Below are 13,405 nucleotides of genomic sequence, written 5' to 3'. Positions count from 1 at the left end.
GTCCTTGGGTGCATTGGAGCCCGCCCCGCCCATTGCGGGCAAGCGGTTTGACCCCATGTCCGGGGCAACGCGGCTTTATCATCAGCGCCATGGAGTTTCCCCGCGACGTGGCGGCGGTTCGGCTCGACAACGCTTTGCTGTTGTTCGACGAATTCGTTCGCAGCACCGTCAAGCACCCCGATGCCGCCACCCTGCGCGGCCTTGAACGGCGATTCGCCGAACGCTTGCAGATTCAACCCAGCTACTGGAGCCAGATCAAGGGCCGCTCGCGGCAAATCGGTGAGCGCCTGGCGCGCCAGTTCGAACAGTGTTGCCACAAGCCATATGGCTGGATGGACCAGCCGCAGGGCGGCGGCCGAGCCGCACTGGGTGCCGCCGCGGCCCCCGAGGCCAGCAGCGATGCCCCCCTGCCGCAAGACGACGACGAACGTTTCATCGTCGGCCTGGTGCTGACCTACTACCGGCGCCACCCGCAGCGGGCCCGCACCCGGCTGCTCGACCTGCTGGGCGAGGTGTTGATGCCGGTGGCAGCGCCCGCCGCGCCGGCGGCCCCACTGGCGCCCCCCGCCCCCGTCGCAGCGCCCACGATGGTGGCCCCCGGCGTGTTGCGCCCGGCCAAGCCGGCGCCTGCCACCGTGCCCGCCGACGACGTGCACTCGCTCTGGCTGAAGACCCAGAGCGGCGTCGCCCCACTGAAGAAGAAGCGCTGAGCCCCGCCGCTGTGGCGCCCGCACCGCAACGCGGTGCAGCGCCAGCGTGTCCCCTGCTTTGTGGATGCTCAACTGATAAAAACCACTTGCGCAAGATAATCAATCGTTTATCATTTGCGTCAGCTCAGGGAGATGAGCAGCCGCCTCGAACACGCTCAAGCGACGCGGTCCCATACACAAGAAGAGCAACCCCCGCCCCGGCCGAAGTTCTTGGCCGGCCCTGCCACCCCACTGGAATGCTGATGCTGCACACCCCGAGCGCCCAACTCGCCCGCCTGTCCGCCCCGTCGGTCACCGGTACGGCAGGTCAGGCACTGTCAACCCGCCACCGTCGTCGCCAAGGTCCACGCTGAAGTCGCACTGACTTCAGCGGCACACCGCAGCACAACGGCCCGGGTTGGTTCACCACCCGGGCCGCTTGCATTTCAGCGATCGATCTGTTCCCTGCCTCGAAGGAGCACCCCATGAAGTTCGTCATTGCCACCGCCAAACCTCGCAACCCGCTGGTGGCTCCTTCGCGCATGCGGCGCGCAGGCAGCCACGGCATCGGCACCAAGGCCCAGCGCCAGCAAGGTCGCCATGAACTGCGGCGCGAACTGCGCCACGCCGAAGCCGAACGACACGGCCCCTGAATCGTCCCCAGGGCAACACCGCCAACCGGCTTGGCGGAGCCCGATCCGGAGAGAACCATCATGCATCGCCCGCTCTACGTTCCCCAAGTCGCCCACGGCCCCGCGCCCTGGCGCCCCGTGGCTGCCGCCCACCCGGCACGCCGCCTCGCTGCCCGGCAGTTGCGCCGCGCTGGCGTCTGGCTCGCCTGGTTCGCACGGCAACTCGCCGTGCCCGTGGCTCGCCCGGCCGAGCCCAGCCCGCTGCCCGAGGTGGAGTTCTGTGCCGAAGCCGGCGCGCCCGAAGGCGCGTTGTTCGTCAACGGCGAATACGTCGGCCGCCTCGACGTGTCCCGCCTGTGATCGGCGCGCATCGCGCGCCGATCCGCCCCACCGGCCGGGGCCCTGGTTTGCCAGGGTCGCCGGCCGGCTCAACTTTGGTGCCGGTCGGCCGATAAAACCGACAACCGGGCTGCTCCCTGCAGCCGGATTCCGGCCCCGATGAACGCCCCTGACGCCTCGCTGTTTTCGCCTCGCCGCACGCCGCTCGACGTGGCCGGCTGGGTGCGCTACTTCCAGCAGGCCGAGATCCCGGTGCTGGCCAGCACCGCCAACACCCTGGAAGACCTGCGCGGCAACGAGGACGCGGTCGACGCCCGCATGCTGGCCGACGTGATTTCGGCCGACCCGTTGATGACGCTGAAGCTGCTGGCCTACACCGCCGGCCTGAAGAACAGCGGCCGCCGCCTGACCGACGTCGAGACGGCGACCGAAGCGCTGGTGCTGATCGGCATCACCCCCTTCTTTCGCGACTTCGGCCCGCAGCCGACGGTCGAACAACACCTGGCCGACCAGCCCGAGGCCCTGCAAGGGTTGCAGGACGTGCTGCAGCGCGCACACCGCGCCGGCAAGTTCGCCCTCAGCTTCGCGGTGCACCGCTTCGACCACGACGCGCCGGTGATCCACGAAGCCGCGTTGCTGCACGACTTTGCAGAGATGCTGCTGTGGCTGCACGCGCCGCACCTGGCACTCGACATCGCCTACCGCCAGAAGGCCGACCCGACGCTGCGCAGCGTTGCCGCCCAGCGCGCGCTGCTCGGGGTGCCACTGACCGAGGTTCAGCACGCGCTGATGCTGGCCTGGCGCCTGCCCGAACTGCTGGTGCGCATCACCGACGACCGGCAGGAAAGCGCGAGCCAGGTGCGCAACGTGATGCTGGCGATCCGCCTGGCGCGGCACACCGCCCACGGCTGGGACAACCCGGCGGTGCCAGACGATGTGCGCGACATCGCCCAGTTGCTGAACCTGGGCCTGGCGCCGACCGAGGCGCTGCTGCGCGAGATCGACAGCTGAACCCCCTCGGGTAATCCCCCAAGGGGGTGATAGTGCCGGCGGCATGCCGACGCGACACTGGATTTCTCGATCGCAAGATCGCCTCACCCAAGAAACAGGTCGGCATGACACCTGACATCAGTCGTCGTTACGGATTGGCCCTGTTCCTGGCTCTGTCCACCGCAGTGGGCGTGGGCCTGCTGTCGATGCCGGCGTTCGACCCGATGTTCCCGCTGCGCCCGTGGCTGGGCGCCTGGCTCGGCGGCGCGCTGCTGGCCACCGCCGCGCTGGTGGGCGGCCACCTCACCTTGCGCCAGCTCGGCCGGCGCATCCACCCCGCCTGGTCCAGCCAGGCCTCGCGGGCGTTGCTCTGGATGGCGTGGGCGCTGGCCTTGTCGACCTGGCTGCTGGGGCTGCTGCAGGCGCAGGTGGCCGATGGCCGCGGCCTGCTGTGGCTGGCGCTGACACCGCTGTGGCTGGCAACGTCGGGCCTGTGGAGCCGCCCGGCCCGCGGCTCAGGCGCCGTCTCGCGGCCCCGGCCGACCGAGCGCCTGCCACAGCGCGGCGAGCGCCTCGGGCCGGTGCAGCAGGTCGATGTGCGCCGTGCCGGCGATGTGCAGCGCGCGGGCGCCGGGAAGCAAAGCGTTCGAGGCCGGGAAGACGATGTTGTCGCCATGGCCGTAGATGCAGAGGAACAGTTCGCGGCGTGAGGCCGGCTCGGCCGCCTCGAGCCGCTGCAGCCAGCCGCTGCCCGGCCGCATCTCGCGGGTGTTGTGCCCGAACTGCGACAGCATCGCCAGCCAGGTGCCGCGGTGCGGCGTGCCGATCGTGATGACGCCGCGCACCCGCGCATCGGCCGCATACCGGGCCAGCCACGCGCGGATCGCCAGGCCCCCCATGCTGTGCCCGACCAGCAGCGGCCTTTCGCCGGTGCAGGCCTCGACCTTGCGCACCGCCGCTTCGATCACCGCCGGGTAGTCGTCGATCGAGCCGAACACCGGCTCCAGGTTGACCGCGACGAAGGGCACGCCTGCCGCCCGCAGCTGCGCGAGCCAGGGCGTCCACAGCCCGCGGTTGCAGACGAAACCGTGCACCAGCACGACACCGGCGTGACCGCGCGCGCCGGCGGGCAGGAAGTCCTGCTCGGCGTTCGAGGCAAAGGGTTGGCGCCAGCCGAACACCTGCGGCGCCATGCGCACCTCGCCCCACCATGCCGCCCACCATTGGCGCCAACTGGCGGGCGGCGCGCCATCCTGCCGGTTGTGCCAGCGCATCAGCGCAAAGGTCACCAGCAACCAGAACGGGTGGCTGGCAAGCACCAGCGCGACGCATACGAGCGCCACGACCGGGTGGCCGGCCCGCCAAGGCAGAACGGCGGCGGCCAGCAAGGCGGCGAACCAGCCGAAGACCATCAGTTGTTGCAAACGGGCCAGCATGGGTCAACCGGGCAGTGTGGGCGGCATCATCTGTCGAGTGTCACACCACCACGCCAGCATCGGGACCGGCCCGTTAGAGCCGGGCCACTAGGTGTTGTTCGGGCTTTGCGCCAAATCATCAGGCAGCTGCGATAGGCTCACAGCATCATGGGCAAGAGCGACGGCACCAGCGCCACCTTGGCGGCCAGCATCCTGGGCCACCTGCAGCAGGTCGAATCCGAGCGAATGGCCCGCGCGGCCGAGCCCGTGTGGGCGGCGCGGGTGCGCGCGCTCAAGGCCTACCAACGCGAGCGTTTCTCGCGCAGCCATGCCGACCTGCTGGCCCATGCGCGTTACGGCGCGGCGGCCCGCTTCTTTCTCGACGACCTGTATGGCCCACAGGACTTCGCCGAGCGTGACGCCCAGTTCGCCCGCATCGTGCCGGCGCTGGTGCGCCTGTTCCCGAGCGAGGTGGTGACCACGGTCGATGCACTGGCCGAGTTGCACGCCTTGTCCGAATCGCTGGACAGCGCGATGGCGCGCGCGCTGCCGAGCGAGCAGATCGATGCCAAGGCCTACCACCACGCATGGCAGACCGTGGGCCGGTCGGGCGACCGGCAGCGCCAGGTCGACCTGGTGATGACACTCGGCGCTCACCTGGACCAGTACACCCGCCACCGCTTGCTGCGCCACAGCCTCAAGCTGATGCGCGGGCCCGCCCGCGCCGCCGGCCTGGGCTCGCTGCAGACCTTTCTCGAGCGCGGCTTCGACACTTTTGGCGCGATGAACGGTGCCACCGAGTTTTTGGCGCTGATCGAGCAACGCGAGCGGGCGCTGATGCAGGCCTTGTTCGATACCCCGCTTGTCACCCCGGCGACAGCCGGGCCTGCTGCGTTGGGACAACTACCGTAGCCGGCTGCCGCAGGCGCCCGCAGCATGAAACGGCAACGCTCACCCTCCGACTTTTCTGGACTCGCCCGTGACCGACCTCGCCCTGGCCGACGCCCCTTCTGCCACCACCGCCCAGCGCCCCTGGTTGGCCCACTACCCACCCGGGGTGCCCGCCCGCATCGATACGGCACGCTACCCGTCGGTCGTCGCGCTGCTCGAAGACGCCTGGCGCCGCCATGCCGCGCGCGATGCGTCGTGCTGCATGGGCAGCCGGCTGCGCTTTCGCGAGGTCGATGAGTTGTCGTCCGCGCTGGCGGCCTGGCTGCAGGACAAGGGCCTGGCCAAGGGCGACCGGGTCGCCGTGATGATGCCCAACCTGCCGCAGTACATGGTGGCGATCGGCGCGATCCTGCGTGCCGGCTGCGTGGTGGTGAACGTCAACCCGCTGTACACCGCCCGTGAGCTGGCGCACCAGTTGAAGGACAGCGGCGCCACCGCCATCGTCGTGCTCGAGAACTTCGCCCACACGCTCGAAGAGGCGATCGACAGCACCGCCGTGCGCCACGTGGTGCTGGCCTCGATGGGCGACCTGCTGGGCTTCTGGAAAGGCCAGTTGGTGAACTTCGCGGTGCGCCACCTGAAGAAGATGGTGCCCGAGTTTCGCTTGCCGCTGGGCCAAGCGCGCACGGTCACGCGCTTCAACATGGCGATCGCCGAGGGCACGCGCCTGAGCCTGAAGCCGGTCGCGATCGGACCCGACGATGTCGCCTTCCTGCAGTACACCGGCGGCACCACCGGCGTGTCGAAAGGCGCCACGCTGCTGCACCGCAACGTCGTGGCCAACATCCTGCAGTCCGAGGCCTGGTTCGGCCCGATGCTCGACAAGCTGGGCGACAAACCGCTGACCGCCGTTTGCGCCCTGCCGCTGTACCACATCTTCGCGCTGACCATCTGCTACCTGATGGGCGCACGGCTGGGGATCATGAACCTGTTGGTGCCCAACCCGCGCGACATCCCCGGGCTGATCCGCACGCTCAGCGAACACCGGATCAACATGTTCCCGGCGGTCAACACGCTGCTCAACGCGCTGGCCAACGAGCCCGACTTCGCGCGACTCGATTTTTCAGAGCTGGTCGTCACCAACAGCGGCGGCATGGCGGTGCAGCAGGCCACGGCCGAGAAGTGGCTGAAGATCACCGGCTGCCCGGTCGTCGAAGGCTACGGCCTGTCGGAGACCTCGCCGGTGGCCACCAGCAACCGGCTCGACGTGGCCGAATTCAGCGGCACGATCGGCATGCCGATCCCGTCAACCGAGATCGCGATCCGCGACGACGAGGGGCGCGACCTGCCACTGGGCACGCCGGGCGAGATCTGCATCCGCGGCCCGCAGGTGATGGCAGGCTACTGGAACCGGCCGGACGAGACCGCAAAGGCGATCAGCCCCGACGGCTTCTTCAAGAGCGGCGACGTGGGCATCATGGACGAGCGCGGCTATGTGCGCATCGTCGACCGCAAGAAAGACATGGTGCTGGTCTCCGGCTTCAACGTCTACCCGACCGAGATCGAGCAGGTCGTCAACCTGCACCCGGGCGTGCTCGAGTGCGCGGCGATCGGCATCCCCGATGCGCGCTCGGGCGAGGCGGTCAAGCTGTTCGTCGTGAAGAAAGACCCGACGCTGTCGGAGGACGACGTGGCCGCCTGGTGCCGCGACAACTTCACCGCCTACAAGCGGCCCAAGGTGATCGAGTTCCGCGACGAGCTGCCCAAGTCGCCGGTCGGCAAGGTGCTGCGCCGCGAGCTGCGCTCGAGCGCCGGCGGATGAGCGACGCGCACGCGGGCACGCTCAACACGCTCGGCGCGCAGGTGCTGCAGCGCGACTGGCTGTCGGCCAACAACATCGTCTTCGCGGCGGCCGGCGAAGAATCGCCCGCCACCGTCGTCGATACCGGCTACGCGCGCCATGCCGAGATGACGATCGCTCTGATCGAGCGCGCGCTCGATGGCGCGGCGCTGGCGCGCATCGTCAACACCCACCTGCATTCTGACCATTGCGGCGGCAACCGGGCGCTGCAGGCGCGCCATGCGGTGAAGACCTATGTGCCGGCACCGTCGCTGGCGGTGGTGCAGGCCTGGGACGAGGCCCGCCTGAGCTACCGCGCCACCGGCCAGCTGTGCGAGCGCTTCCACGCCGATGGCGCGATCGCGCCGGGCGGCACGCTGCGCCTGGGGCCGGCGCTGTGGCAGGTGCATGCGGCGCCCGGCCATGACCCTGACGCCGTGCTGCTGTTCGAGCCGCAGACCCGCACGCTGATCTCGGGCGACGCGCTGTGGCAAGACCGGCTGGCGATCATCTTCCCCGAGCTGTTCGGCGAAGACGGCTTCGGGCCGACGCGGCGCACGCTGGACCTGATCGAGTCGCTCGCGCCGCGCTGCGTGATCCCCGGCCACGGCGCGGTGTTCGACGATGTGCCGGCCGCACTGGCCGCCAGCCGGCGACGCCTGGAAGGCTTCGAGAAAGACCCGGCGCGCCACGCGCAACATGCCGCTCGGGCGCTGGTGATGTTCCACATGATGGAGCACCAGCAGCGTGTGCGCAGCGAGCTGCAGGCCTGGTTGTTGTCGACCCCGATCTTCGACCTGAGCGCTCGCGCCAGCCGCATCACGCTGTCGCCGGCGCGTTGGGCCCACGAACTGGTCGAGAAGCTGGTCGACGACGGCTTGCTGCAATGCGATGACGGGGTGCTGCGGCTGGCGCCACCGGCGGGCTGAAGCCGCCACGCGACAATCCACGGATGCCTTTGCACCGGCGCGTGTTCTTCATTGCGGGCTTCGACCCGAAGAGTCCCCGCTTCTACCACCACCTGTACCGCAGCCTGGCCGCCCATCGCCCCCCTGGCTCGGAGGGCGCCGAGGGCCCGCCGGTGCGCGTCGGCGCACGCCACCGGCTGAACGACTGGGCCGACGAGTGGGATGTGCACTGGCCGGCCACCAAGGGCAGCGACGAGCTGCACACCCGCTACACCTTGCTGCGCTGGGACGACATCGTGCGCACGCACTGGAAGCGCACCGCCGGCCGGGTGTTGCGCGACCACTGGAACTTCTACGCCGACGGTTTCAGGCAAGGCTTCTTCGGCCGTGCGTGGCGCGCCTCGCGGCTGAACTGGGTGTTCGTCGTCTTTCCGCTCGGTGTGGCGCTCCTGATCGCACTGCTGTGGGGGGCGCTCGCCACCGCGGTGGTGGCCGGGCTGCCGCCGGCCTGGTCCCCAGGGGCGGCGCTGGCCATCGGCGGGGTCGCCTGCGCCGGCGCCTGGTGGAGCTGGCGGCGGCTGTCCCACCGGCTGGGCAGCGACTGGCTGATGCGCCTGTACGGCTTCTCGCACGCCCAGGCCGAGGGCCGCGTGCATGAGCTCGACCCGCGAGTCGATGCGATGGCCGCGCTGATCGCCCAGGCCGCCGCAGAGTCACCCGGCCTGCGCGAGCTGCTCGTCGTCGGCCACAGCACCGGTGCCACGCTGGCGGCCAGCGCGGTATCGCGGGCATTGCGGCAGTGCCCCGAGATCGGCCGCAGCGGCCCGCAACTGGGCCTGCTGACCCTGGGCCACTGCACGCCGCTGGTCTATTACTTTGCAACTGCTGACCAATTGCGTAACGAGTTGGACGCACTGACCAGCCATCCGCAACTGACCTGGGTCGACTACACCGCGCCCGCCGACTGGGCAGGTTGCGCCCGCATATCCCCCTGGCACCGCCCCGGGCCGGCCGTGCTGCACCGCTTGTCGCCCCGCTTTCCCAAGATCTTGCGGCCCGATCATTACCGTGCCCTGCGGCGCAACCGGTTGGCGATGCACATGCAGTACCTGAAGCCCGCTGATGCCGCTGGCCAGTACGATCTGCTGGCTTTCACTGCTGGCCGACCGACACTGCGCGAGCGCCACCCGCCCCAGGCAACCACCGCCCCATGACCCCCGAACGTTTTTGCCCGCACTACCCGGCGCCGCAGGCCAAGCGCCCGTCCGCCTGGCGCATGTTCTTCAGCAAACGCCGCTCGTGGCTGGACAGCCTGTATGCCCGCAGCTACCAGATGAAGATGGGCGAGGTGCACCTGCCGGGCGTTGACCTGTACATGGTCAACGAACCGGCCCTGGTCCGGCGGGTGATGGTCGAGGAGGCGGCGGCCTTCCCGAAGCACGCGATGCTGGGTGACGCCCTGCGCCCGCTGCTGGGCGACAGCATCTTCACGACCAACGGTGCCGTGTGGCAACGCCAGCGCGCGCTGATGGACCCGTCGTTCGAGGCAGCACGCATCCGCCATGTCTTCGGGCGCATGCGCGAGGCGGCGGCCGCGATGGCGCAGCGCTTGCGCGCGGTGCCCGAAGGCGCCGAGCACGATGTCGAGATCGAGATGACGCACGTCGCGGCGGACATCATCCTGCGCACGATCCTGTCGCAGCCGCTGGACAGCGGCGGCGCGCAGCAGGTGTTTGCCGCCTTCGAGCGCTACCAGGCGCTTGCCCCGCGCCTGATGATGCCGGCGTTCTTCGGCCTGCGCTGGCTGCGGCCGTGGTGGCAGATCCGCCGCAGCCGCCATGCCGCCGCGGAGATCCGCGCGCTGCTGGCGGCGTTGATCCGGCCACGTTTCGACGCGGCGAAGGCGGGCCAAACGGTCATCGAGGGCGACATCCTGGCCACGCTGCTGCAGGTGCGCGACACCAAGACTGGCGAAGGCTTCGGCTTCGATGAATTGGTCGACCAGGTGGCGATGCTGTTCCTGGCCGGGCACGAGACCTCGGCCAGCGCGTTGTCGTGGGCGCTGCATCTGCTGGCGCATGCCCCGTCGGTGCAGGAACGTCTGCACGAAGAGGCGCGCACCATGTTCGACCCCGACAGCGACGACCCCAGCGCGATGAAAAACCTGGCGCTGGCGCGCAATGTGTTTCGCGAAGCCCTGCGGCTGTTTCCGCCGGTCGGCTTTTTGGCACGGCAGTCGGCGGCCGGCTGCACGATGCGCGACAAGCATGTGCCGGCCAACGCGTCGGTGGTGATCTCGCCGTGGTTGATCCAGCGCCACCGCGAGCTGTGGGCTCGACCGGATGAGTTCGACCCGGACCGGTATGACGACGGCGTTGCGGAAATGTCGAAGGAAGACGAGGCCCTGCCGGTCCGCGAATCCCTGCGCCGCGCGTACCTGCCGTTTGGCATGGGGCCGCGCGTGTGCATCGGCGCCGCGTTTGCACAACAAGAGGCCGCCCTGATCCTGGCCACCTTGGCGCGCGATTTCCGCGTCGAGCCGGTGCCCGGGCATGTGCCGGAGCCGGTCGGCCGGCTGACGATTCGCGCGGAAAATGGCATCCGGCTGCGCGTGTTTCAGCGCCGAGGTGGTGAGGGACGATGAAGGAGCGGATGGCGGGTTTTCTGGTGATGACGGCGATCGTGCCGATGGCCATCGCCGGCTATCTGCTGCTGGTGTTGATCGGGCTGGGCGGCCCGACCGCACGCGGGCGCGCCGGTGTGCGCGCGCTGGACCACTTCGTCAATGCCACGCTGTTCAACGGCTACGCCTGGGAGTCCGTTTCGTCGCATGCCTGGCGCGCTCGCGAGCAGCGTTGGGCCCGTGGGGTCATCTGGTTGACCGACCGTTTCCAGCCCGGCCACTGCCGCCGCGCCAACAAGCGCGAACAACCCCTGGTCGACCTGATGCTCGCCAAGGGCCTGCACAAGCAGACGATCTTCTGATGGCGCCGACCAACGCCGCAACCTCGTCGGGGCCGGCTGCCGGCGAGCGCGTGCGGCGGCGGCACGTGCTCTACCTGAGCGGCTTCGACCCACAAGGCCCGGGCCATTACCACGCGCTGTATGCCGAGCAGGCGGCGCTGCAATCCAAGGTCAGCGGCGACCAGATCACCGTCGGGCCACGCCAGCGTGCCGGCCGCAACGCGGCCTGGGACGTGCAGTGGCGGTCGGCCGACGGCGACGAGACGGTGCAGACCCGCTACGAGTTTCTGCGCTGGGACGACATCGTCCGCCAGCATTGGCCCCGCGGCCAGGCGCGCTTGCTGGCGGTGACCCTGGGCACCACCTGGCGCCTGCTGGCCAACGGCTCGCTGTGGCGCATTCTGCAGACCAGCTGGCCGGCCTTTCTGGCCCTGAGCCTGCCCGCCGCACTGCTGCTGGTGGTGCCGGCGGCCATGCTGGCGTTGTCCGGCCTGGGCTGGTGGATCGGCGCTCAGGTTTCGGCTTGGCTGGGGGTTCTGGTCGTGGCCGCCGGCGCGCTGGCGCTGCGCCACTGGGCGCAGCGTGCACAGGCCAAGGTGCAGATGGCCTGGCTGATGCGCAGCGCGAGTGTCATCCTCGAGCAGGCGCGCGGCCAACTGCCGGCGCTGGAGGAGCGGCTCGATGAGTTCGCGCGCCGCCTGTGCGAGCGGGTCGGCGCATCGGAAGTCGACGAGGTGCTCGTCGTTGGGCACAGCTCCGGCGCCATGCTCGCCGCCAGCGTGGTGGCACGGGCACTGCTTGCCGACGATCATTTGCTGCGGCGGCCCACGACCTTGTCGTTGCTGACGCTGGGTGAGTGCATTCCGCTGCTCAGCTACCAGCCCGAGGCGGCGATGTTTCGCCAGGAGCTCGGCGTTCTGCGCAGCGCGCAAGGCCTGAGCTGGATCGATGTCACCGCGCCCCCCGACGGCTGCTGCTTCGCGCTGATCGACCCGACCGAAGTCTGCGAAGACGGCGTGGCTGACGAAGCCCGCACGTCCGGCGGGCCGAAACGGGTGTCGCCCCGCTTTGCGCGGTGCTTTCCGCCCGAGCGCTACCGCGTGGTCCGGCGAGACAAGTACCGTTGTCACTTTCAGTACTTGATGGCCGTCGAAGTCCCGCGCACCTACGACTACTTCGCCGTCAGCGCCGGGCCGCAGCGGCTGGCGCAGGCCTTCGCGCATCAGCCGGGCGTCACGCGCTTCACCGACTTTCAGTGTTTCGGCGGGCCGCGCCGATGAGATTCGCCGTCGTCACGCTCGGCAGCGCGGGCGATCTCCACCCGTTCCTGGCCATTGCGCGCGAGCTCGTGCGACGGGGCCATCAGGTGACACTGTTGTCGCAGGCCCCGTACGAGGGCCAATCATTGGCCGAAGGTGTGCCTTTCCAGTCAGTGGCCGACACGGCAGCGCATGAGCGCACCTTGAAGCACCCGCTGCTGTGGCACCCCCTGCACGGCTTCGGGGTGCTTTGGCGGCATCTTGCGGTGCCAGCCATCGGGCCGACATGCGAGATCCTGGGCGAGTTGGCACATGGCAGCGCCCAAGAAGGTCTGACCGTGCTGGCCTCCCCGCTGGCCGCCGGTGCCCGTTTTGCGCGGGAGCGCTGGCCAGGCCGCGTCCGCCTGCTGTCAGGCTACACCGCGCCGATGGGCCTGCGCAGCATCGAAGATCCGATGTTCCTGGGTGCCTGGCAGATCCCGAATTGGGCACCGCCACCGCTTCGCAGAGCGCTGTGGCACTTGCTCGACCGCTGGAAGCTCGAGCCAATGTCGCAGCCAGCGCTTCGTCGATGGCAGCGTGAATGGCAAACGCCGAGCATCCAAACCTCCGCGTTTGGAGATTGGCTGCATTCACCCGACGGCGGGGTGGCGCTCTACCCAGAAGAGTTTGCGTCCGTTCCGATGAACTGGCGCCAACGCGGCGTGGTTCAAACCGGCTTTCCGCTCTTCGAGCCGAGCCAGGTGCCGTCGCAGCCTGCCGCGTTGGCCGAATTCACGAGCAGGCATCCGCGCTATGTGTTGGTCTACCCAGGATCGGCGGCCGCAGCCGCGGCACGTTTCACCGATCTGGTGCTACCTGCGTGTCGTCAACTCGGCTTGGCCGCGATCGTCTTGTCGCCCCATCTTCACCGCGACTCGCATCAAGGCATACAAGAGGCCAGCGACGTCTTGGCCATTGAACAGGCGCCGCTCGGGCAATTGCTCTCTGGGGCGGCGGCGTTCGTCCACCACGGTGGCATCGGCAGCGTGGCCCAAGCGCTCCGGCATCGGGTTCCGCAGTTGGTGCTGGCTTCTGCCTACGATCAATTTGAAAACGGCAGCCGCGTGGCTCGGCTGCGAGCCGGCGACTGGATGCCATTGCGCCATGCCAGCACGACGAAGGTGGCCGGGCGGCTTGGCAACCAATTGTCGCCGCCAACGTTAACGGCGCTAGATTCGCGGCCGCCCCAGTGGCCCTTGATTACTCCCTCTGCGACGCGCACATGCGCATATCTGGAGCGCGCCTAAGGGCAGATTTCGGGGAATTTGGCGCAGGCAGGCGGCGAAAAGAAAAAAGCCCGACTGCATACGCAATCGGGCTTCTTGATATTAGCCTGACGATGTCCTACTTTCACACGGGAATCCGCACTATCATCGGCGCAGAGGCGTTTCACTGTCCTGTTCGGGATGGGAAGGAGTGGGACCACCTCGCTATGG

Annotated in this window: 13 protein-coding genes and 1 rRNA gene; 12 read left to right on the top strand and 2 right to left on the bottom strand. The window is 69.1% G+C overall.

Annotated features, from left to right (window positions below):
• Positions 1-89: 89 nt before the first annotated feature.
• The 4 genes from ACE3SG_RS19140 to ACE3SG_RS19125 all read left to right on the top strand — a co-directional run bounded on the left by ACE3SG_RS19140 (position 90) and on the right by ACE3SG_RS19125 (position 2,671).
• Positions 90-710, top strand: a complete 621-nt coding sequence (locus tag ACE3SG_RS19140; protein WP_374567700.1) for a hypothetical protein — start codon at positions 90-92, stop codon at positions 708-710.
• Between the two features lie 464 nt (positions 711-1,174).
• Positions 1,175-1,342 (top strand): hypothetical protein, encoded by a 168-nt coding sequence (locus ACE3SG_RS19135; RefSeq protein WP_374567698.1) that lies wholly within the window; start codon positions 1,175-1,177, stop codon positions 1,340-1,342.
• Positions 1,343-1,402: 60 nt separating this feature from the next.
• Entirely contained in the window at positions 1,403-1,681 is a 279-nt protein-coding gene (locus ACE3SG_RS19130; RefSeq protein WP_374567697.1) for a hypothetical protein, read from the top strand.
• A 138-nt stretch (positions 1,682-1,819) separates the two neighbouring features.
• Complete coding sequence (locus ACE3SG_RS19125) at positions 1,820-2,671, top strand: HDOD domain-containing protein (protein WP_374567695.1); 852 nt, start codon at positions 1,820-1,822, stop codon at positions 2,669-2,671.
• Positions 2,672-3,165: 494 nt separating this feature from the next.
• Here ACE3SG_RS19125 and ACE3SG_RS19120 read toward each other — a convergent pair whose 3' ends face one another.
• Positions 3,166-4,086 carry an esterase/lipase family protein gene (locus ACE3SG_RS19120; RefSeq protein ID WP_374567693.1) on the bottom strand — a complete coding sequence of 307 codons (921 nt, stop codon included), beginning with the start codon at positions 4,084-4,086 and terminating at the stop codon, positions 3,166-3,168.
• Positions 4,087-4,233: 147 nt separating this feature from the next.
• On the opposite strand from ACE3SG_RS19120, the gene ACE3SG_RS19115 reads away from it, so the two are divergent.
• The 8 genes from ACE3SG_RS19115 (at position 4,234) to ACE3SG_RS19080 (ending at position 13,216) form a co-directional block, all read left to right on the top strand.
• Positions 4,234-4,977 carry a hypothetical protein gene (locus tag ACE3SG_RS19115; protein WP_374567691.1) on the top strand — a complete coding sequence of 248 codons (744 nt, stop codon included), beginning with the start codon at positions 4,234-4,236 and terminating at the stop codon, positions 4,975-4,977.
• A gap of 67 nt (positions 4,978-5,044) precedes the next feature.
• Complete coding sequence (locus ACE3SG_RS19110; protein ID WP_374567689.1) at positions 5,045-6,778, top strand: long-chain-fatty-acid--CoA ligase; 1,734 nt, start codon at positions 5,045-5,047, stop codon at positions 6,776-6,778.
• Positions 6,775-7,725, top strand: coding sequence for an MBL fold metallo-hydrolase (locus ACE3SG_RS19105; protein WP_374567687.1), 951 nt, complete (start codon positions 6,775-6,777; stop codon positions 7,723-7,725). The genes ACE3SG_RS19110 and ACE3SG_RS19105 overlap by 4 nt, the downstream gene beginning before the upstream one ends.
• Positions 7,726-7,748: 23 nt before the next feature.
• A complete protein-coding gene (locus ACE3SG_RS19100) occupies positions 7,749-8,918 on the top strand; it encodes a hypothetical protein (RefSeq protein WP_374567685.1) in 1,170 nt (389 codons plus the stop codon).
• Positions 8,915-10,348 (top strand): cytochrome P450, encoded by a 1,434-nt coding sequence (locus ACE3SG_RS19095; protein ID WP_374567684.1) that lies wholly within the window; start codon positions 8,915-8,917, stop codon positions 10,346-10,348. The genes ACE3SG_RS19100 and ACE3SG_RS19095 overlap by 4 nt, the downstream gene beginning before the upstream one ends.
• A gap of 8 nt (positions 10,349-10,356) precedes the next feature.
• Positions 10,357-10,689 carry a hypothetical protein gene (locus tag ACE3SG_RS19090; protein ID WP_329717357.1) on the top strand — a complete coding sequence of 111 codons (333 nt, stop codon included), beginning with the start codon at positions 10,357-10,359 and terminating at the stop codon, positions 10,687-10,689.
• The gene (locus ACE3SG_RS19085) at positions 10,689-11,948 is read left to right on the top strand and encodes a hypothetical protein (protein WP_374567682.1); all 1,260 of its coding nucleotides are present in this window, start codon (positions 10,689-10,691) and stop codon (positions 11,946-11,948) included. Before ACE3SG_RS19090 ends, ACE3SG_RS19085 begins: the two co-directional genes overlap by 1 nt.
• A complete protein-coding gene (locus tag ACE3SG_RS19080; protein ID WP_374567681.1) occupies positions 11,945-13,216 on the top strand; it encodes a glycosyltransferase in 1,272 nt (423 codons plus the stop codon). Before ACE3SG_RS19085 ends, ACE3SG_RS19080 begins: the two co-directional genes overlap by 4 nt.
• 84 nt (positions 13,217-13,300) lie before the next feature.
• Here ACE3SG_RS19080 and rrf read toward each other — a convergent pair.
• Positions 13,301-13,405, bottom strand: a 5S ribosomal RNA gene (rrf, locus tag ACE3SG_RS19075); the annotation flags it as partial.

The sequence above is a fragment of the Ideonella sp. genome (assembly GCF_041914305.1).
Classification (GTDB): Bacteria; Pseudomonadota; Gammaproteobacteria; order Burkholderiales; family Burkholderiaceae_C; genus Ideonella.
This window is presented reverse-complemented; position numbering and strand designations above follow the sequence as displayed.